At 71.9% G+C, this 19173-nt stretch carries 18 protein-coding genes and 1 pseudogene; 10 read left to right on the plus strand and 9 right to left on the minus strand.

What is annotated here, in order from left to right; translation table 11 throughout:
* Positions 1-201 precede the first annotated feature (201 nt).
* From ACFWP5_RS04940 to ACFWP5_RS04955, 4 genes are all read left to right on the plus strand, one after another.
* Entirely contained in the window at positions 202-1287 is a 1086-nt protein-coding gene (locus ACFWP5_RS04940) for a WD40/YVTN/BNR-like repeat-containing protein (RefSeq protein ID WP_384150294.1), read from the plus strand.
* A 133-nt stretch (positions 1288-1420) separates the two neighbouring features.
* On the plus strand, positions 1421-2098 hold the full coding sequence (locus tag ACFWP5_RS04945) for a uracil-DNA glycosylase (protein WP_384150297.1): 678 nt from the start codon (positions 1421-1423) through the stop codon (positions 2096-2098).
* The gene (locus ACFWP5_RS04950; RefSeq protein WP_384150554.1) at positions 2083-3084 is read left to right on the plus strand and encodes an N-acetylglucosamine kinase; all 1002 of its coding nucleotides are present in this window, start codon (positions 2083-2085) and stop codon (positions 3082-3084) included. Before ACFWP5_RS04945 ends, ACFWP5_RS04950 begins: the two co-directional genes overlap by 16 nt.
* A gap of 95 nt (positions 3085-3179) precedes the next feature.
* Complete coding sequence (locus tag ACFWP5_RS04955; protein WP_384150299.1) at positions 3180-4103, plus strand: sirohydrochlorin chelatase; 924 nt, start codon at positions 3180-3182, stop codon at positions 4101-4103.
* A gap of 104 nt (positions 4104-4207) precedes the next feature.
* On the opposite strand, the gene ACFWP5_RS04960 is transcribed toward ACFWP5_RS04955, so the two are convergent.
* Positions 4208-5245, minus strand: a complete 1038-nt coding sequence (locus tag ACFWP5_RS04960; RefSeq protein WP_384150302.1) for a lactonase family protein — start codon at positions 5243-5245, stop codon at positions 4208-4210.
* Between the two features lie 155 nt (positions 5246-5400).
* Positions 5401-6894, minus strand: coding sequence for an FUSC family protein (locus tag ACFWP5_RS04965; protein ID WP_384150304.1), 1494 nt, complete (start codon positions 6892-6894; stop codon positions 5401-5403).
* A gap of 190 nt (positions 6895-7084) precedes the next feature.
* Here ACFWP5_RS04965 and ACFWP5_RS04970 point away from each other — a divergent pair, with 190 nt between their 5' ends.
* Both ACFWP5_RS04970 and ACFWP5_RS04975 read left to right on the plus strand, forming a co-directional pair.
* Positions 7085-7561 carry an Lrp/AsnC family transcriptional regulator gene (locus ACFWP5_RS04970; protein ID WP_384150307.1) on the plus strand — a complete coding sequence of 159 codons (477 nt, stop codon included), beginning with the start codon at positions 7085-7087 and terminating at the stop codon, positions 7559-7561.
* A 19-nt stretch (positions 7562-7580) separates the two neighbouring features.
* A complete protein-coding gene (locus tag ACFWP5_RS04975) occupies positions 7581-8264 on the plus strand; it encodes an HAD family hydrolase (protein WP_384150310.1) in 684 nt (227 codons plus the stop codon).
* A 9-nt stretch (positions 8265-8273) separates the two neighbouring features.
* On the opposite strand, the gene ACFWP5_RS04980 is transcribed toward ACFWP5_RS04975, so the two are convergent.
* Genes ACFWP5_RS04980 through ACFWP5_RS04995 form a run of 4 tightly spaced genes read right to left on the minus strand, consistent with a single transcriptional unit; the run spans position 8274 to position 13234 of the window.
* On the minus strand, positions 8274-9530 hold the full coding sequence (locus ACFWP5_RS04980; protein WP_384150313.1) for an XdhC family protein: 1257 nt from the start codon (positions 9528-9530) through the stop codon (positions 8274-8276).
* Positions 9523-11658 carry a xanthine dehydrogenase family protein molybdopterin-binding subunit gene (locus ACFWP5_RS04985; RefSeq protein ID WP_384150316.1) on the minus strand — a complete coding sequence of 712 codons (2136 nt, stop codon included), beginning with the start codon at positions 11656-11658 and terminating at the stop codon, positions 9523-9525. Before ACFWP5_RS04985 ends, ACFWP5_RS04980 begins: the two co-directional genes overlap by 8 nt.
* Positions 11655-12647, minus strand: coding sequence for an FAD binding domain-containing protein (locus ACFWP5_RS04990; protein WP_384150319.1), 993 nt, complete (start codon positions 12645-12647; stop codon positions 11655-11657). The genes ACFWP5_RS04985 and ACFWP5_RS04990 overlap by 4 nt, the downstream gene beginning before the upstream one ends.
* Complete coding sequence (locus ACFWP5_RS04995) at positions 12644-13234, minus strand: 2Fe-2S iron-sulfur cluster-binding protein (RefSeq protein ID WP_384150322.1); 591 nt, start codon at positions 13232-13234, stop codon at positions 12644-12646. The genes ACFWP5_RS04990 and ACFWP5_RS04995 overlap by 4 nt, the downstream gene beginning before the upstream one ends.
* A 237-nt stretch (positions 13235-13471) precedes the next feature.
* Between ACFWP5_RS04995 and ACFWP5_RS05000 the strand changes: the two genes are divergently transcribed.
* Positions 13472-14050, plus strand: coding sequence for a TetR/AcrR family transcriptional regulator (locus ACFWP5_RS05000; RefSeq protein ID WP_384150325.1), 579 nt, complete (start codon positions 13472-13474; stop codon positions 14048-14050).
* Here ACFWP5_RS05000 and ACFWP5_RS05005 read toward each other — a convergent pair.
* A complete protein-coding gene (locus ACFWP5_RS05005; protein WP_384150327.1) occupies positions 14013-14306 on the minus strand; it encodes a hypothetical protein in 294 nt (97 codons plus the stop codon). The two genes, ACFWP5_RS05000 and ACFWP5_RS05005, sit on opposite strands and share 38 nt — an antisense overlap.
* A 116-nt stretch (positions 14307-14422) precedes the next feature.
* Positions 14423-14590 (minus strand): annotated as a pseudogene (locus ACFWP5_RS05010) (aldehyde dehydrogenase family protein); the annotation flags it as partial.
* Positions 14591-14787: 197 nt separating this feature from the next.
* Between ACFWP5_RS05010 and ACFWP5_RS05015 the strand changes: the two are divergent.
* The 3 genes from ACFWP5_RS05015 to ACFWP5_RS05025 all read left to right on the plus strand — a co-directional run bounded on the left by ACFWP5_RS05015 (position 14788) and on the right by ACFWP5_RS05025 (position 17630).
* Positions 14788-14919 (plus strand): hypothetical protein, encoded by a 132-nt coding sequence (locus tag ACFWP5_RS05015; protein WP_384150330.1) that lies wholly within the window; start codon positions 14788-14790, stop codon positions 14917-14919.
* 168 nt (positions 14920-15087) lie between these two features.
* Positions 15088-15792 (plus strand): class I SAM-dependent DNA methyltransferase, encoded by a 705-nt coding sequence (locus ACFWP5_RS05020; protein WP_384150333.1) that lies wholly within the window; start codon positions 15088-15090, stop codon positions 15790-15792.
* Positions 15793-15845: 53 nt separating this feature from the next.
* Complete coding sequence (locus ACFWP5_RS05025) at positions 15846-17630, plus strand: SpoIIE family protein phosphatase (protein WP_384150336.1); 1785 nt, start codon at positions 15846-15848, stop codon at positions 17628-17630.
* 21 nt (positions 17631-17651) lie between these two features.
* Here the strand turns inward: ACFWP5_RS05025 and ACFWP5_RS05030 are convergent, their stop codons facing one another.
* On the minus strand, positions 17652-19133 hold the full coding sequence (locus tag ACFWP5_RS05030) for an MFS transporter (protein WP_384150557.1): 1482 nt from the start codon (positions 19131-19133) through the stop codon (positions 17652-17654).
* Positions 19134-19173 lie beyond the last annotated feature (40 nt).

The raw sequence follows: 19173 nt of genomic DNA on the forward strand, positions 1-19173 counted from the left end.
AATACCCCGACTCGACGTTCCCATGGCTGCCCGGACTTCCGCAGGCGCTTGGCGCCAAGCCCTCACGAATCCGCCCCACGGACCAATATCAGCCCCCTGACCTGCGGTGACGCCGATTCCAGGGGTGACTGTCAGTGGTGCGGTGCAGACTGGGCGGTAATGGGGGGCGAAGTCGCCAAAAACGCAGCGGAGGTGATCGGAATGACGGAGGTTCTGCTCGCGGTGGGCACGCGAAAAGGCCTGTTCATCGGGCGCAGGCGGGGTGGCGTCTGGGAGTTCGACGAGAGTCCGTACTTCAACGCGCAGGCGCTGTATTCGGTCGCCGTCGACACCCGTGGCCCCACACCGAGACTTCTGGCCGGCGGTGACAGCTCTCACTGGGGTCCGTCCGTGTTCCACTCCGACGACCTGGGCCGCACGTGGGCCGAGCCGGCGCGGCCGGCGGTCAAGTTCCCGAAGGACACCGGGGCTTCACTGGAGCGGGTGTGGCAGCTGCACCCGGCGGCCGCGGAACCCGAGGTGGTGTACGCGGGCACGGAGCCGGCCGCGCTGTTCCGCTCCGAGGACCGCGGCGAGAGCTTCGAACTCGTCCGTCCCCTCTGGGAGCACCCCACCCGCTCGCGGTGGGTCCCGGGCGGCGGTGGAGAAGGCCTGCACACCGTCCTCACGGACAAGCGCGACCCACTGGCCGTGACGGTCGCCGTCTCGACGGCCGGGGTGTTCCGTACCGGCGACGGGGGCAAGAGCTGGGAGCCGTCCAACTCCGGTGTCTCCGCGGTGTTCCTGCCGGATCCGAACCCGGAGTTCGGCCAGTGCGTGCACAAGATCGCGCAGGACGCGGTGACCCCGGACCGGCTGTATCTCCAGAACCACTGGGGCGTCTACCGCAGCGACGACGCGGGCGCGCACTGGACGGACATCGGCGAGGGACTGCCGTCCACGTTCGGCTTCGCGGCGGCGACCCACCCCCACCGCGGCGACACGGCGTACGTGTTCCCGATCAACGCCGACGCGGACCGCGTGCCCGCCGAGCACCGGTGCCGGGTCTTCCGCACGGCGGACGCGGGCCGGAGTTGGGAGGCGCTGTCGGCGGGTCTGCCGGCCGAGGACCACTACGGCACGGTGTTGCGCGACGCGATGTGCACGGACGACGCTGACCCGGCGGGCGTGTACTTCGGCAATCGCAACGGCGAGGTGTTCGCGTCGGACGACGACGGGGACAGCTGGCGGCAGTTGGCGTCCCATCTCCCGGATGTGCTGTGCGTGCGCGCGGCGGTCATCGCGTGAAGGCGGGAGCTTCCAGGACGCGAACTCCCGGATGGGGAAGCTTCGTTCAGAGGAGTCGACGGTTCGATCGTCTTCGGTCGGGCTTCGGACACCGGTTGATCGCCGGGCCCTGTACGGCAGTAGGGTGACGCCCGTGGCACCACGACCGTTGCATGAGATCGTCGAACCGGGCTGGGCGAAAGCCCTGGAACCCGTGGCCGGACGCGTCGCCGAGATGGGGGACTTCCTGCGCGCGGAGATCGCCGCGGGACGCACCTACCTACCGGCCGGACCGAATGTCCTCCGAGCCTTCCAGCAGCCCTTCGACGACGTCCGCGTCCTCATCGTCGGACAGGACCCGTACCCGACTCCGGGGCACGCGGTGGGGCTGTCGTTCTCGGTGGCCCCCGAGGTACGTCCGCTGCCCCCGAGCCTGCTCAACATCTACCGGGAGCTGAACACGGACCTGGCGCTGCCCCAGCCGTCCAACGGCGATCTGACTCCGTGGAGCGAGCAGGGGGTGCTGCTGCTCAACAGGGCGCTCACCACGGCCCCGCGCAGTCCGGCCGCCCATCGCGGCAAGGGCTGGGAAGAGGTCACCGAGCAGGCGATACGGGCGCTGGCGGCGCGCGGCAAGCCGCTGGTGTCGATCCTGTGGGGCCGCGACGCCCGCAACCTGCGCCCGCTCCTCGGCGACCTGCCCTCGGTCGAGTCCTCGCACCCCTCCCCGATGTCCGCCGACCGCGGTTTCTTCGGGTCCCGCCCCTTCAGCCGCGCCAACGACCTGCTGGTCCGGCAGGGAGGACAACCGGTGGACTGGCGTCTGCCGTGACGGTTCCGGGGTTTCTCGCCGTGGACTCGGGAGGCTCCGGGCTCCGTGTCGTCGTAGGCGGGGTCGGAAGTGACCGGACATCCGGCCCGCTCTCCTCCGGGGAACCCGTTCGGACCGGTGCTCGTGGGATCGATCCCGGGCATTTCATGGAGCAACTGGCGCCGATGGTGCGGGCGTTGACCGATCAGGCCGAGGTGTCCGAGGTGGGCACGGCTGTGATCGGGGCCGCCGGGCTCGCCACTCTCGGGGACGGGTTGCGGGCCGAGGTGCCGGGGGCGTTGGCCCGGGAGTTCGGGGTGCGGACCGTCGCGCTCGCCGCTGATGCCGTCACCGCCTATGTGGGCGCCCTCGGGGCTCGCCCCGGTGCCGTGGTCGCCGCCGGTACCGGGCTCATCGCGATCGGCACCGATCTCACCGGGTGGCGGCGGGCGGACGGTTGGGGGCATCTGCTGGGTGACTGTGGTGGTGGGGCCTGGATCGGGCGGGCGGGGCTGGAGGCGGCGCTGCGTGCGTATGACGGCCGGGACGGTGGTTCCGGAGCGCTGTTGAGCTGCGCCAAGGAGCGGTTCGGGGCGATGGCGGGGTTGCCGGGCCAGTTGTATCCGCGGTCGGACCGTCCCGCCGTACTCGCGGCTTTCGCGCCCCGTGTCGCCGAGTGCGCCCCGGACGACCCGGTGGCGGCCGGCATCCTGCGTGCCGCCGCCCGGCACATGGCCGGGTCCGCCGTCGCGGTCTGCCCGGCCTCCGGCGAGCCCGAAGTCGCGCTCACCGGTGGCCTGTTCAAGATGGGCGAGCCTCTCCTCGTACCGCTGCACGAGGAGTTGGCGAAACGGCTGCCGCATGCGCGGCTGGTTCCGACGGAGGGCGATCCGCTGGACGGTGCCGTGCGGATCGCGCGGGATCTCGCGGCGGGCGCGCTCGCTCTGCCGTGTGACGGCGCGATGTTGTCCGTGGTGAGCTCAAAGGGACAAGGTGATCACTTCTGATCCGTACGTAACTCATCAGACAAAACAGGACGGATACCGCTCACCTGCACCCTCCCCGAACAGAGGAGCCCAGGAAGCCAGTAACATGCCTCGCCATGAGCTCCCCCACTGGGCCCGCGTCCGGCCTGCCAGTACGAATGCCGCGACCTCGCCAGCCCGGGCGGCACCGCCGACCCGAGCAGCTGGCGGCTCCCGAGGGCGCGCCCGCGCTGGTTCTCGCCGTGCCGGGCACGCCCAGCGCCGCCACGCGCAGCCTCGCCGAGGAGGTCGTGAGCATCGCGCGCTCCGAGCTGCCCGGTCTCGACGGCCGCATCGGTTATCTCGACGGGGACGACTCCGAGTTCCCCACGCTGACGTCCGTGCTCGCGCACGCCGCTGAAGAGCGCACCGCCCGTTTCGAGCAGGCCAGGGCCGCCGGCGCCGACGTCAAGGAGCCCGACGGCCCGGTGGCCGTCGTAGTGCCGCTGCTCGCCGGTCCGGACAGCGCGCTGCTGCGTCAGGTCCGCCAGGCCGTCATGGACAGCCGGGTCGCGGCCGATCTGACCGATGTACTCGGTCCGCACCCGTTGCTCGCCGAGGCGCTGCACGTGCGGCTGTCGGAGGCGGGGCTGGCCCGTGCCGACCGTGCCCGGCTGTTCACCGTGGCGACCGCCGCGGACGGCATCATCCTCGCGTCCGTGGGTGGCGAGGAGGCCGTGCAGGCGGCCGGGATCACCGGCATGCTGCTCGCCGCGCGTCTCGCCGTGCCGGTGATGGCGGCGGCTCTGGACCAGGAAGGTTCGATCGCGGCGATCGCGGAGCAGTTGCGTTCCTCGGGTTCGCAGCAGCTGGCGCTGGCCCCGTATCTGATCGGTCCCGAGATCGACCAGGGTCTGGTGGAGGGTGCCGCCGCCGAGGCGGGCTGCGCAGCCGCCGAGGCGCTCGGTCCGTACCCGGCGATCGGCAAGCTCGCGCTCGCCAAGTACACGATGGCGCTGGGTATCGCCCCGCCGCAGCCGCAGGGCGCTCCGGTTCGCTGACCCACCCCGCACGCGTAACGCCGTAGCGCCGAAAGGGCCCCTCCTCACGCGGGAGTGGGCCCTTCGGCATGTGCCGGAGACGACAGCGGGCGACAACAACTGGCTCAGTCGAACACCACGCAGGACGCGGCGGTCACCTTGATCGAGCCGCCGCGTCGCGGGACGCCTGTGGCGGGGTCGACGGCGAACCAGGTCACGTCGCCGGAGCGCTCGTTCGCCACGTACAGGTGGCCGTCGGCCTCGGTGATCGCGCGGGGCCAGTGGCCTTCGCAGGGCACCGTCCCGACCAGCCGCAGCCCCTCGCCCTCGACGGCGAGCACGGACAGCACGTCCTCGCCGCGGGTGGCCGTCCAGACGAAGCGGCCGTCCGGCGAGGTCACGATGCCCGAGGGGTAGGCGGCGTCGCCGTCCGGCGGGCCGGGCAGGACCGACACCTCGGTCAGCGGCTTCAGCGAGCCGCTCTCGGCGTCCCAACGGCAGACGGTGACGGTCGGCGTGAGTTCGTTGAGGACGTAGGCGTGGCTGCCGTCCGGGTGGAAGGCCAGGTGGCGGGGGCCCGAGCCGGGCCTGAGTGCGATCTCGCGGTGCAGTACGGGGCGTCCGTCGTCCAGCGTGCACACCCGCACGGAGTCGGTGCCGAGGTCGACGCTGACCGCCCACCGGCCGCTCGGGTCGGGCTGGACCTGGTGGGCGTGCGGACCCTGCTGGCGCCGCTCGTGCGGGCCGGAGCCGGTGTGCCGGAGCTGCCCGGAGGGGCGGCTCGCCAGGGTGCCGTCCGGGCGGACCGGTACGGCGGTGACGGTGCCGGAGCCGTAGTCGGCGGTGAGGACGTGCCCCGCGAACAGGCTCAGGTGGGTCGGTCCCGCGCCGCCGACGCGCACCGGCGAACCGAGCGGCTCCGGCTTGTCGCCGTTCACACGGTACGCGGCCACCGCGCCCTCGGCCGTCTCGCTGACGGCGTAGAGCGTGTCCCCGTCGGGTGCCAGGGCGAGGTACGAGGGGTCGGGGACGCCGTCGACGCTGCTCAGGACGGTCAGCGCGCCGCTGTCCGCGTCCACGGCCGCCGCGACGACACCCGGGCCGCCCGCCGCCGTGAACGACCCGATGAAGGCCCGCCGTCCCCGCCTGTCGCCGTCTGCCACCGCTGTCCCCTCTCGGTCCGTGCTCCGGTCCGCGCTGTCGGGGGTGACGGTAGCAGTCGATCATGACCGGTCTAGACCAAAGCTCAAGGTTGCCTGCCCGTCCGGCCAGGATCAAAGTCCGGGTGTGGCCCGGCCCATCCGGCCGCCGCACCGCATCACGCCTCGACGAGCCTCGGACCGGACCGACTGCGCAAGGGTTCGGCGAGTTCGGCGAGGGCGCGTTCCAGGCCGTGGAGGTGGGCCAGCGCCGGCTCCGCGGGTGGCCGGGCCGCCATGGCCGTGAGCCGCGACGTGTCGCCGTCGGTGAGCGTCTCGACCGCGGTCTCGACGCGCCAGCAGGCGGCGGCCAGGCGGGCGTCGTGGGAGGCCTCCGGGTCGGCGGCCACAGCGACGAGGCCGCGGATCTCGCGGGCGCAGTCGTCGAGCAGGGCGAGCACCCGGCGGGCGCGGCGCTTGCGGCCGAGCATGGGGTTCAGCGGGTGCACGAGGGGCGCGACGGACAGCCGTACCCGGCCGAGGAGTTGTTCGAGTTCGGCGACGCGTCCGGCGGGGTCGGCCGTCGCGGAACCGGCGAGACGCGCGGCGGCCTCGGCGGTGCAGGTGTGGACGCAGCGCAGGGCGCGCTGGATCCAGGCGTCGGTGGTGGTGTGGGTGGTCACCGGCAACACGAGGAGGACGGCCAGTACGGCGCCGAGCGCGCCGACGCCGGTCTCCGCGAACCGCAGGGCCAGCAGGCCGGGGTTCAGGACGCCGAGCAGGCCGTAGAGCAGCTCGGCCATCAAGGTCACCGAGAGCATCATCCACGTGTAGGAGACGGCGGCCGAGTAGAAGATGCCGAAGACGCAGGCGGCGACCAGGAGCGCGGTGGGGACGGGGGCGCCGTGGACCGGTACGGCGACGAGCAGGCCCAGGCCGATGCCGAGGACCGTGCCGAGGACACGGCGGAAGCCGCGGACCACGGTCTCGCCGCGCGAGGCGGTGTTCACGAAGATCCACCAGGTCGCGCCGACAGCCCAGTACCAGCGCTGCCCGGACACCAACTGGCCCACCACGAGCGCGAATCCGGCGCCGGCGGTCGCCTGGACCGCCTGCCGGGTGGTCACCCGGGCCAGGCCGCGGCCGATCGGTGGGGCGGGTACGGCGGTCGGGGGCAGTCGCCGCTCGTAGCACCACAGGCCGAAGCGGACCGCCGCCGCAGTCAGCACGGAGAGGACAACTGCAGCGTACAGCTTGGGCAGTTGGTCGGTGGTCGCGTGCAGGAACTGCGCCACGAAGAAGGTCATGAACGCGAAGACACCGAGGCTGTGGCCGCGCGGTCCCCAGCGGCGCGCGTAGACGCCGGCGCCGACCACGGCGAGGAAGGTGAGGTCGCGGGCGACGGGATGATCGTGCAGTTCGGCCGCGGCGGCGAGCACCGGCAGGCCCACGCAGGGCAGCAGCGCGGTGGTGACGGCCTGCCCGCGCACCGTGGCGTCCGTCACCGTGAACAGGGCGAGCAGCGCGGCGAGACCGCCGGTCACGGCGCCCGCGAGGGACTGTCCGGTCAGCCCGCACACGACGACCGCGAGGCCGATGCCGAGGACGGCCCGGCCCGCGAAACGCAGCCGCGTACGCCCCGGGTCCGGAGCCGCGAACACCCTTTTCAGCACTGCTTCCCGCCCCCTGTGAAGACCCCTGGACACCGGCTGGACACCGGCATGAAAAAGGCGCCGCGGAGGTCCGCAGCGCCATCGACGTACCCATGAGAGCATCATCGGGACGAGTGGCTCAAGTGGCTCTCGATTCACTGGTCCAATGGCCCAGTAGCATAGTGCTGAGCCATTGGTACAGTCATGCGTCATGAGCGTGGACGAACTCGACACCCGCATCCTGAAGCTGCTTCTGGAGCAGCCGCGCACCAGCCTGCGCGAGTACGCCCGCCTGCTCGGCGTCGCCCGCGGCACGCTCCAGGCCCGCCTCGACCGGCTGGAGCGGGACGGGGTGATCACCGGTACGGGCCCCGTCCTCTCCCCCGCCGCGCTCGGGCACCCGGTGCTCGCCTTCGTGCACATCGAGGTCACGCAGGGGCATCTCGACGAGGTCGGGGACGCGCTGGCCGCCGTACCGGAGATCGTCGAGGCGTTCTCGATCACCGGCGGCGGGGATCTGCTCACCCGGGTCGTGGCGCGGGACAACGGCCACCTGGAGGACGTGATCCAGCAGCTGATCAGCCTGCCGGGAGTGGTCCGCACCCGGACCGAGATGGCGCTGCGCGAGCGCGTCCCGCACCGCCTGCTGCCGCTGGTGGAGTCGATCGGCCGCGCGGCCGGCACGTGACCCTTGGCATCCTGAACCCATGAGCAACCTCGGCGGCCTCTCGGTCATCTTCGATCTCGACGGAACACTCGTGGACAGCGAGCCGAACTACTACGAAGCCACCCGGCAGACCCTCGCCGAGCACGGCGTCCCGGACTTCACCTGGGCCCAGCACGAGCGCTTCGTCGGCATCAGCACCCAGGAGACCCTCGTCCTCCTGAAGGAGCGTTACGGCCTGACGGCGCCGGTGGAGGAGTTGCTCGCGGAGACGAACCGCCGTTATCTGGCGCTGGCCCGGGCCGCCACGCGTGTGTACCCGGAGATGCGGAAGTTCGTGGAGCTGCTGGCGGCCGAAGAGGTGCCGATGGCCGTGGCCTCGGGTTCGTCGCCGGAGGCCATCGAGGCGATCCTGACCGGCACCGGGCTCGACGTGTCGCTGCGGACCGTGGTCTCGGCGGACGAGGTTGCGCGGGGCAAGCCCGCGCCGGACGTCTTCCTGGAGGCCGCGCGACGGCTCGGAGCGGCTCCGGCCCACTGTGTGGTCCTGGAGGACGCGGCTCCGGGCGCGGTGGCGGCGCACGCGGCCGGAATGCGCTGCGTCGCGATCCCGTACGTCGCCGCGCAGGCCGACGCCCCCGAGTTCGCCACGGCGGGGCTGCTGCTCCGGGGCGGCCAGGCGGAGTTCAGCGCACAGGGGGCGTACGACTGGCTCACCGAGGACTGACCGAACGCCTCAGGACACCCGCAGCACGGTCTTCCCCCGGTCACGGTGGATGGGCGCCTGCGCGCCGGTCAGCGGTACGCCCGAGCCTCCGTTCCGTACGGCGACGATCTCGGCCGCGATGGACAGGGCGGTCTCCTCGGGCGTACGGCCGCCGAGGTCGAGGCCGATCGGAGAACGCAGCCGGGCCAGCTCCCGCTCGGTGACGCCGGCTTCCCGCAGCCGACGGTTCCGGTCCTCGTGGGTGCGCCGCGAGCCCATGGCACCGACGAAGGCGAGGGGCAGCCGCAGGGCCTCCCGGAGGAGCGGTATGTCGAACTTGGCGTCATGGGTGAGCACGCACAGCACCGTGCGTTCGTCCGTCGCCGTGCGCAGGAGGTACCGGTGCGGCCAGTCGACCACGATCTCGTCGGCGTCCGGGAAACGGCCCCGCGTGGCGAAGACGGGCCGGGCGTCGCACACCGTCACCCGATAGCCCAGGAACTTACCCGCCCGCACCAGCGCCGCCGCGAAGTCGACGGCGCCGAAGACGATCATGCGGGGTGGGGGCACGCTGGACTCGACGAAGAGGGTCAGGCCGCCGGGACAGTGCGAGCCGTCCTCCGAGATCTCGACCGTGCCGGTTCGGCCGACGTCCAGGAGCGCGCGGGCCTGGGCCGCCGACGTGCGGTCGAGGTGCGGGTGTTGCTGCCGGCCGCGGGCACCGTCGTGAGTGCCGCGGAGGCTGCCGTGGTTCTTCCCTCGGACGGCGTCTTCGTACGTCCCGCCGAGACCGCCTTCCTCCGTCCCGCCCAGGCCGCCCTCGTACGTCTCACCGAGACTGCCGTCGTACATCCCGTCGGGATGTACGACCAGCGCCCGGCCGATCAGTTCGGCCGGGCCCCTGGCCACCCTGGCGAGGGCCACCGCCTCTCCCCGGGCCGCGGCCGCCAGCGCGGCCGCGAACAGGGGCTGGTCCGCGTACACCGGCATGACAAGGACCTCGATCACACCGCCGCAGGTCAGGCCCACCGCGAAGGCGTCCTCGTCGCTGTAGCCGAAGCGTTCGCGGACCGGCTCGCCGTCCTGGAGGGCCTGAACACACAGGTCGTACACCGCGCCTTCCACGCAGCCACCGGAGACCGAGCCGATGACCGTGCCCTCGGTGTCGACGGCGAGCGCGGCACCCGGTGGGCGTGGTGCGCTGCCGCCGACGGAGACGACGGTCGCGACGGCGAAGTCCCGGCCCTCTCGCGCCCAGCGGTCCAACTCCTCGGCGATGTCAAGCACTTGGTGTCCCGCCCGCGGTCAGGACCCGGTCGGGCCGGATCGGCAGGTTGCGGTGGCGGACACCGGTGGCGTGCCAGACGGCGTTGGCGATCGCCGCTGCGGTCCCTACGACCCCGATCTCACCGATGCCCTTGATGCCGACCGGGTCGTCCGGGTCGGGGTCGTCGACCCAGTCCGCCTCGATGGCCGGTATGTCGGCGTTGGCGGAGAAGTGGTAGTGCGCGAGGTCCGGGCCTACCTGGGCGCCGGACGCCGCGTCGCGGACCGCCTCCTCGTGCAGGGCCATCGAGATGCCCCAGGTCATCCCGCCGACGAACTGGTTACGTGCGGTCAGCGGGTTGACGATCCGTCCGGCGGCGAAGATGCCGAGCAGGCGCCGTACGCGGACCTCGCCGCTCGTGACGTCCACGGCGACCTCGGCGAACTGCGCCCCGAAGGAGTGCCGTTCCTTCTTGGTGAGGGCGGCGACGGCCTCGGCGGTGTCCGAGCGGGCGGTGATGCCGTTCGGCGGGATGTCTCCACCCAGGGCCAGTTGCTCCCGCAGATCGGCCGCCGCCCGCATGACCGCCCAGGCCCAGGAACGGGTACCCATGGAGCCGCCGGCGAACATCGCGGCTCCGAGATCGCTGTCCCCGATGTGCACCCGGACCCGGCCCGGTTCCGTCTCCAGCGCCTCCGCGGCGACGAGGGTCAGCGCGGTGCGCGCGCCGGTGCCGATGTCCGTCGCGTTGATCCGCACGGTGAAGGTGCCGTCCGCCTCCGCGGTCACGGCCGCCGTGGATGGCCCGACTCCCACGTGGAACGTCGACGCGGCCATGCCGGTCCCGAGCAGCCAACGCCCCTCGCGGCGCACGCCGGGGCGCGGGTCGCGGTTTGCCCAGCCGAAGCGCCGGGCGCCCTCCTCGAAGCAGGCGAGGAGATTGCGGCTGCTGAAGGGCAGTCCGGAGACGGGCCCCACGGCCGGTTCGTTGCGGACGCGCAGCGCGATCGGGTCGATCCCGCACTTCTCCGCGAGTTCGTCGAGGGCGGACTCCAGCGCGAACGAACCCGGTGCCTCGCCCGGGGCGCGCATGAAGGTGGGGGTCGGCACGTCGAGCCGTACGACCTTGAAGACGCTGCGGTGGGTGTCGGTGTCGTACAGCGGGCGTCCGTACGCGGCGCTCGGTTCGACGAACTCGTGCACGGTCGAGGTGCGGCTCAGTGCCTGGTGGTCGAGGGCGCGCAGCCGTCCGTCCGGGTCGGCGCCGAGCCTGACGCGCTGCGTGGTGGGGCTGCGGTGGCCGACCAGGGAGAACATCTGACGGCGCGTCAACACCACCCGGACCGGGCGCTGGAGGACGGTCGCCGCCATCACGGCGGCCACCTGGTGCGGCCGGACCCCCTTGGAGCCGAAGCCGCCGCCGACGTGTTCGGACCGCACCCGCACGGCCGCCGGGTCGAGGGAGAACAGCTTCGCGAGCTCGCCGGCCACCCACACGGTGCTCTGGTTGGAGTCGACGACATCGAGCCGGCCGCCCTCCCAACGAGCCGTCGCGGCATGCGGTTCCAGCGCGCAGTGATGTTCCTCGGGTGTCGTGTACTCCTCGTCCACGACCACGGCGGCCCGGGCGCCGGCGTCCTCCACATCACCCTTCAGCACCTCGGCCGGCCCGACGGGCGAGCCCGCGGGCGGGTAGGCGTCGGGGTGTCCGGCGAAGAACGCGATGTCGTGCGGCTCCTCGTCGTACTCGACGACAAGGGCCTCGGCGGCCTCCCTGGCCTGCTCGGACGTCTCGGCTACGACCAGTGCCACCAGCCAGCCCACGTACGGCACTTGATCGTGCTGGAGGATGCCGAGGGCCGGGTCCGGGGGCCCAACGACGCTCATGTAGTCGGTGCTGACCCGCGGCGCGTTCCCGTGGTGCAGCACGGCGAGGACGCCGGGCATGGCGAGCACGGGGCCGGCCTTCACCTCGCGGATGCGGCCGCGGGCGACGGTGGACAACACCAGCCAGCCGTGGGCGAGTTCGTCGAAGGGGATGTCTCCGGCGTAACGGGCCGCGCCGGTGACCTTGTCCCGTCCCTCCACGCGGGTGTGCGCGGTTCCGAAGGCACCCGTCGCCCGGACGGCCTGGGTCGTCGTGGTCATCGGGCGGCCTCCTCGGTGAGTTCGGTCAGCACGGCCACGACCAGGTTGCGCAGCAGAGTGACCTTGTACGCGTTGTCCTGCAGGGGCTCGGCGGCGGCCAGTTCGGCCTCCGCGGCCGCCGCGAACGCCTCGGCGCTCGCCGGCCCCCCGGTCAGCACCCGCTCCGCCGCCCGCGCCCGCCACGGCCGGGACGCCACCGCCCCGAAGGTCAGGCGCACTTCCTGTACGACGCCGTCGCGCACGTCGAGCGCGGCGGCGACCGAGCCGATCGCGAACGCGTAGGAGGCACGCTCGCGCACCTTGCGGTAGCGGGAGTTGGCGGCGACCGAGGCGGCGAGCAGGGTGACGCCAGTGATCAGCGCGCCCGGCGGCAGCGCGGTCTCCCGGTGCGGGGTGTCGCCCACGGGAAGGTAGAAGTTCGCGAGCGCCAACTCGCCGGGCCCGTCCGCCGTTTCGTACGACACGACCGCGTCGAAGGCGGTCAGCGCCACCGCCATGTCGGAGGGGTGGGTGGCCACGCAGTGTTCGGAGGCGCCGAGGATCGCGTGGTTGTGGTGCTCGCCCTTCAGCGCGGGGCAACCGCTGCCCGGGGTCCGCTTGTTGCAGGGCTGGGTCACGTCGGCGAAGTAGGCGCAGCGGGTGCGCTGGAGCAGATTCCCGCCGACCGTGGCCATGTTGCGCAGCTGCCCGGAGGCGGCGGCCAGGACGGCCTGGGTCAACGCCGGGTAGCGGCGCCGGACTTCGGGATGCGCCGCGAGGTCGCTGTTGGTGACGGTGGCGCCGATGTGCAGGGCGCCGTCGGCCCTCAACTCGATCCGGTCAAGCGGCAGTTCGCGTACGTCGACGAGCCGCGCCGGACGCTCCACCCCGGCCTTCATCAGGTCGACGAGATTCGTACCGCCACCGAGGAAGCGGGCGTCGGGGTCGGCGTCGAGCAGCGCGACCGCGCCGGAGACGTCGTGGACACGCCGGTACTCGAACTCCCTCATGCGGCAGCCTCCTTGAGCTCGGCCGGCTGCTCCTCGGCCTGTTGTTCCGTCATCTGCGCCTGCGCCTCGGCCGCCCGCGCGACCGCCTGCACGATCGACACATACGCGCCGCAGCGACACAGGTTGCCGCTCATCCGCTCCCGGATCTCCTCGGCGGTGAGGGGTGGTGGCCCTGCCTCGGGCCGTACGTCGGCGGTGACCGCGCTCGGCCAGCCCGCCGCGTGCTCCTCGATCACCGCGAGGGCCGAACAGATCTGACCCGGCGTGCAGTAGCCGCACTGATAGCCGTCGAGGTCGAGGAACGCCTGCTGCACCGGATGCAGTCGCTCGCCGTCCGCCACGCCCTCGATGGTGGTGACGGCACGCCCCTCGGCGGCCACCGCCAGTTGGAGGCAGGCGACGGTCCGGCGGCCGTCGAGCAGCACCGTACAGGCACCGCACTGTCCCTGGTCGCAGCCCTTTTTCGTACCGGTGAGGTCGAGGCGTTCGCGCAGTGCGTCGAGCAGGGTGGTGCGGTGGTCGACGGGCAGCGTGTACTTCTCGCCGTTGATGTCGAGGGTGATGACGCTGGACGTCGCTGGGGCCATGATCAGCCTTCTCTCGCGGGTGTGGGGCGCGTCGAAGTCGGACGAGGAGATCCCTGAGCCCGCGGCGTGCGCAAGGTGCGCGAAAATGCCGGTCAGCGGGCGATTCCGGCCATCCGCACGGGCCTTGCTGCGGGTAGAGTGAACTCTAAACGGACAACTGTCCGCTATCCACGAACCTAACGGACAGCTGTCCGCTTAGCAAGGTCGGCTCTGCCGTGTTTTCCGGAAGGAGGAGGAGTGCGCGACGAGTTGGGCACGCCTCAGCGCTCGGACGCCCAGCGCAACCGCGAGCGAATCCTCGAAGTGGCGCTCGCGGAGCTGACGCTCGCGGCGGATGTCCCGCTGAGCGCGATCGCCAAGAAGGCGGGCGTAGGGCAGGGCACGTTCTACCGCAACTTCCCCAACCGCGAGGCACTCCTCCTGGAGATCTACCGCCACGAGATGCGGCAGGTCGCCGATGCGGCGGCCCGGTTGCTGGAGACCCGCACACCGGACCGGGCGCTGCGGGAGTGGATGGACCGTCTCGCCCGGTTCGCCATGGCCAAGGCCGGCCTGGCCGACGCGTTGCGTCAGGCGGCCGGCGGGTCCGGCGGCCCGGCCAAGCCGGGCCACAGCGTGGTGACGGAGGCGGTGGCACTGCTGCTGAAGGCGAACGAGGAGGCCGGCGCCATCCGCCCGGGCGTCACCCCCGAGGACTTCTTCCTCGCCATCGCCGGCCTGTGGCAGATCGACCCCCACGGCGACTGGCAGTCACGCGCCGGACGGCTCCTGGACCTCGTCATGGACGGACTGCGAGCGGGAGCGCCCGGGCGCTGAGCCGGGTCACTCTGACCAGCGGGCGTGCGGGTTGCGCGCGCGTGATCGTGTAGGTCACCGGCTCGTCGTCCGTGAGGCCCCGAAGCGTGAGTGTCACCTCCCCCTCCCGTACCGCCGTTTCGACACCGAGCGGGGAGCCGGGGCCGAAGTCGGCCGCGTCGAGGGCTGTGCAGGAGACGTACGTGCGCCTTCCGCCGGGGTGACGGGCGGTGAGATACGGGACCGCCGACTCCGGGCCCAAGACGTCGGCCTCCAACTCCCGCCGCAGGTCGTCTCCTTCGAAAATCCAGAGGCCTGCGATCGCGGTCGTGGTGCCGTCGTCCCGGGTCGCGCCGCCTTGGTGGGCGTGGTCAGTCGCGTTGATGGGGGTGGTCAGTCGAGCGAGACGACGACGGACTTGGTCCGGGTGTAGGCGGCGAGGCCCTCGGGGCCGTACTCGCGGCCGAAGCCGGAGTCCTTGACGCCGCCGAAGGGGATGTTGGGGTCGAGCATCGCCCGGTGGGCGCGGGCGAGGTTGCCGGTCTGGATGCCCGAAGCCAGGCGTCAGTGCACGGTCTCGAAGAACCGGGGGCACCTGTCGGCGGCGAGGCTGTGGCCCCCGTCGCAGTCGGTGCGTCCCGTGGGCGCTGTCACGAAATGGACGCGGATCTCGTAGGACGGCGTGTGTGTGTCGACCACGGCGGAGGCCGTTGAACGGCGTGTGCCAGGACGCGGCATGTCCGATACCGCGCTCGACGATGACGCGGTGGGACGACGAGACGATCCCGGACGATCCGGTCACCTACATCGGGCTGCGCCGCCCCGACGAGCTGCCCGCGGGCTCACGGATCGTGACTTCCGAAGATCTGCGCGACTTGATCCCCGCCTGACTGCTAGCGTCAGCCACGGCGAGGCCACGAGCGGGCTTCTTCTCACGCTCCTTGAATCAGTCCGTTCGCCTTCCTCGCCCTCGACGTTCCGTGAGGGGTGCCCCAGGGCGCCCCTCACGTTCTTTCTCCGCCGAAACCTCACTTCACGGACTTGTGGGACAATCCTCTATGCGCGGACGAAAGGCCACTTCAGTGAGCGGAACGAACGACGGGTCCGACTACGCCAGTCTTCGGCTCGACCGCACCGGTCAGGCCGAGGCCTTCGATGCCATCGGGGACCGGTACGACGAGGCCTTCCCGCACAAGGAGGGCCAGGTCGGCGCCGGTGACTGGCTGATCGAGTCACTCGAACCGGGCTCCCGCGTGCTGGACCTCGGCTCCGGCACGGGCGTGCCGACCGCCCGGCAGCTGGCCGACGCGGGTTTCGACGTCGTGGGCGTGGACCTGTCCGCCCGGATGGTGACGCTGGCCGGCGCGTACGTCCCCACCGCCACGTTCCACCAGCTGGACCTCGCCGACCTGCGCCCGGGCGGCCCCCGTGACCTGGGCCGTTTCGACGGCGTCGCCGCGTTCTTCTCCCTGCTGATGCTCCCGCGCGCGGAGATCCCGCTGGCCCTGCGCACGATCCACCATCTGTTGAATCCGGGCGGACTGTTCGCCCTGTCGATGGTGGAGGCCCACGTGGACGACTTCGCGATCCCGTTCCTCGGCCACACGATCAGGGTCTCCGGCTATCTCCTCGAAGACCTGCACAAGATCCTCGACACCGCCGGCTTCGAGATCGTGAAGGAGAACTCCTACACCTACGCCCCGGCGACCGCCGACGTCCCGCCCGAGGAACAGGTCTTCCTCTGCTGCCGACGGCGCGACTGAGGTCGTAGGACCGACACGGCGGCCGCTGCCGCACCAGTGACGGGACGAAGCGTGTGACGGAGCATCCCAGCCCCCGCGAAGGCCCCGCCGGAACCGCCCGGCGAGGCGGCTCGTCGAGCGGCCCGGCACCCGTCGTACCGCTCGGCCGGACGCCCGTGCGGCAGATGGACCGGCTCCGGTACCTCGACGTGGCCACCCGGCGGATCGCCCGCGGGATGGACCTGGACGAGACGCTGCGGGAACTGCGGTGGGCGGCGGTCCCCGCCTTCGCCGACGCGATCGTCATCCACCTGCACGACCCGCTGCCCGTCGGGGACCACAAGTCGGCCGCGCCCCTGGTCCTGCAACTGCACAGCGTCGACCGGGCGCCGGAGGCCAGGACCGCGCTGCTGATGCCGCACGCCGAGTATGCGAGCGTGGCCGAGCGGATTCAGCCGACGCTCGCCGGGCGGCTCGCGAAGCTGCTCCTGGCAGGACGGCCGGCCTTCGGTGACACACCGGGCATCGATCCCGCGGTGACCGAGTTGCTGGGGCCCGCGGCGAGTGCTCCGGGGACGCTGCCGCCGGGTCGCCGGCTGATCATCGCCCCGCTGCACGGCCGCCATCACGTCATGGGCACCGTCGTCCTGCTGCGCCGCCCCGACCGCTCCGCGTTCACCGCCGACGACCTGCTCGTCGCCTCCCAGCTGGCCACCCACACCGCCATCGGCGTCCAGAAGGCGGTGATGTACGGCCACGAGGCCTCCGTGGCGGACACGCTCCAGCACACCATGCTCCCGTCGTCGCTGCCCGAGCCGACCGGCATCCGACTCGCCAGCCGCTATCTGCCCGCCTCGAAGACCGCGCAGGTCGGCGGCGACTGGTACGACGCGATACCCCTGCCCGGCAGCCGGGTCGCGCTGATCGTCGGTGACGTCATGGGCCACTCCATGACCTCCGCCGCGATCATGGGCCAGCTGCGCACCATCGTGCAGACCCTCGCCGGCCTGGACCTGCCCCCGCACGAGGTCCTCCACCACCTCGACGAACAGGCCCAACGCCTCGGCAGCGACCACATCGCGACCTGCCTGTACGCGATCTACGACCCGATCTCGCACCGCCTGCTCATGGCCAACGCCGGCCACCCGCCCGCCGTACTGCTGCGCCCGAACGGCCACGCCGAGGTCCTTCAAGTCCCGCCGGGCGCGCCGATCGGCGTCGGCGGCGTCGTCTTCGAGTCCGTGGAGATGCCCGCGCCCACCGGCACCACGCTGGTCCTGTACACCGACGGCCTGGTCGAGTCCCGCGACACGGACGTGGGGACGGGCGTCGAGGCGCTGCGCACCCACCTCCAGTCCACCCCGCACAGACACCGTCTCTCCTCGCTGGAGCGGCTGTGCGACCGCATCCTCACCGCGCTGGCGCCGGGCCCCCGCGACGACGACATCGCCCTGCTCACCGCCCGCTTCGAGGGCTTCCCGCCGGACAGCGTCGGCTACTGGCACCTCGACCCCCACCCGCTCACCGCGGGCCAGGCCCGCCGGCTGACCCGCAGGGTGCTGCGCCGCTGGGGCCTGGACGCTCTCCTCGACACCACGGAACTCATGGTCAGCGAGATCGTCACGAACGCCGTACGGTACGCCTCCCGTCCCATCTCCCTACGGCTGCTGCGCACCGACGTGCTGCGCTGCGAGGTGACCGACGACTCGCCCCAGGTGCCCCGCATGCGGCAGGCCGGACCCGGCGACGAGGGCGGCCGCGGCCTGTTCCTGGTCGACCGGCTCGCCCAGCGCTGGGGGGCGACGCGGCTGAGCACGGGGAAGGTCGTGTGGTTCGAGCAGCAGATACCGAAAAGCTAGTCATGTCACGGGAGTTGGTGCTCAGACCGGCCCAACACCCGTCCCGCCCTTGAGGCGTTCGAGGTCGGAGGGGCGGACCTGGATCACGACGACGGCGATCAGCGCGGCGACCACCGTGAAGATCGCCGCCACCACGAACGCGGCCGAGACCCCGGCGGTGAGGACGTGATCGCCCCAGGTGCCCGGGAGTTGGCCGGTGCGCTGGAAACGGATGCGCTCGGCCGGGGTCGCCTGGGACAGGAACGCGGGGATCTGGTCCTTCGCCTCGTTCCTGCTGGCCGTGCCGAACATCGTGACCAGGATGGACAGCCCGAGCGAACCGCCCACCTGCTGCGTGACGTTGAGGAGTCCGGAGGCCGCGCCGGTCTCCTGGACGGGCACGTCCGAGAGGGCCATCAGGGTCAGCGAGACGAACTCCATGCCCATGCCCATGCTGAACACCAGCATCGGGCCGAGGACACTGCCCAGGTATGTGGAGTGGACGTCCGTCAGGGTCAGCCAGGACAGGCCCGCCGCCGCGAGGATCGCGCCCACCACCATGAACGGCTTGGGGCCGTAGGTCGGCAGGAACCGTGAGGCCAGGCCCGCGCCGACCGCGATGACCGCGCTGACCGGCAGGAAGGCGAAGCCGGCGGCGAGCGGGCTGAAGCCGAGCACGTCCTGCACGAAGAGCGTGAGGAAGAAGAACATGCCGAAGATCGCGGCGGCGAGGCAGAGCATGATGCCGTACGTCCCGGCCCGGTTGCGGTCGCGGAACATGTGCAGCGGGGTGATCGGCTGCCGGGAGCGCCGTTCGACCAGGACGAACAGGGCGAGGACGACCACGGCCGCGGCGAACGAGCTCAGGGTGAGCCAGTCCCGCCAGCCCTCCTGCGCGGCCCGGATGAAGCCGTACACCAGGAACACCACGCCTACGGTGGAGGTCAGCGCGCCGGTGATGTCGAAGTGGCCCGGGTGGCGTTCGGACTCCTTGATCCAGCGCGGGGTGGCGAGGACGATCAGCAGTCCGATCGGGACGTTGACGAAGAGCACCCACCGCCAGTTCAGCCACTCGACGAGGATCCCGCCCATCAGCAGTCCGATCGCGCCGCCGCCGGCCGAGACACCGGCGAAGACCCCGAACGCCCGGTTGCGCTCCGGGCCTTCGCGGAACGTCGTGCTGATCAGGGCGAGCGAGGTCGGTGAGGCGACGGCACCGCCGACGCCCTGGAGGGCGCGTGCGGCGAGGAGTTCGCCCGCGTTCTGGGACAACCCGCCGAGCAGGGAGGCGAGTACGAAGAGCAGCACGCCGAACACGAACACCCGTCGCCGGCCGAGGATGTCACCGGCCCGGCCGCCGAGCAGCAGCAGACCGCCGAAGGTGAGGGTGTACGCGTTGACGACCCAGGCCAGGCTGGTCGTGGAGAAGCCCAGCGAGCTCTGGATGTGCGGGAGCGCGATGTTCACGATGGTGATGTCGAGGACCACCATCAACTGGCAGGACGCGATGACCAGCAGCGCCATCGTGCTTCCGCCACCGCCGGTCTCCCGGGTGGTGGTCTGG

The sequence above is a fragment of the Streptomyces sp. NPDC058469 genome (genome assembly GCF_042721125.1).
Classification (GTDB): domain Bacteria; phylum Actinomycetota; class Actinomycetes; order Streptomycetales; family Streptomycetaceae; genus Streptomyces.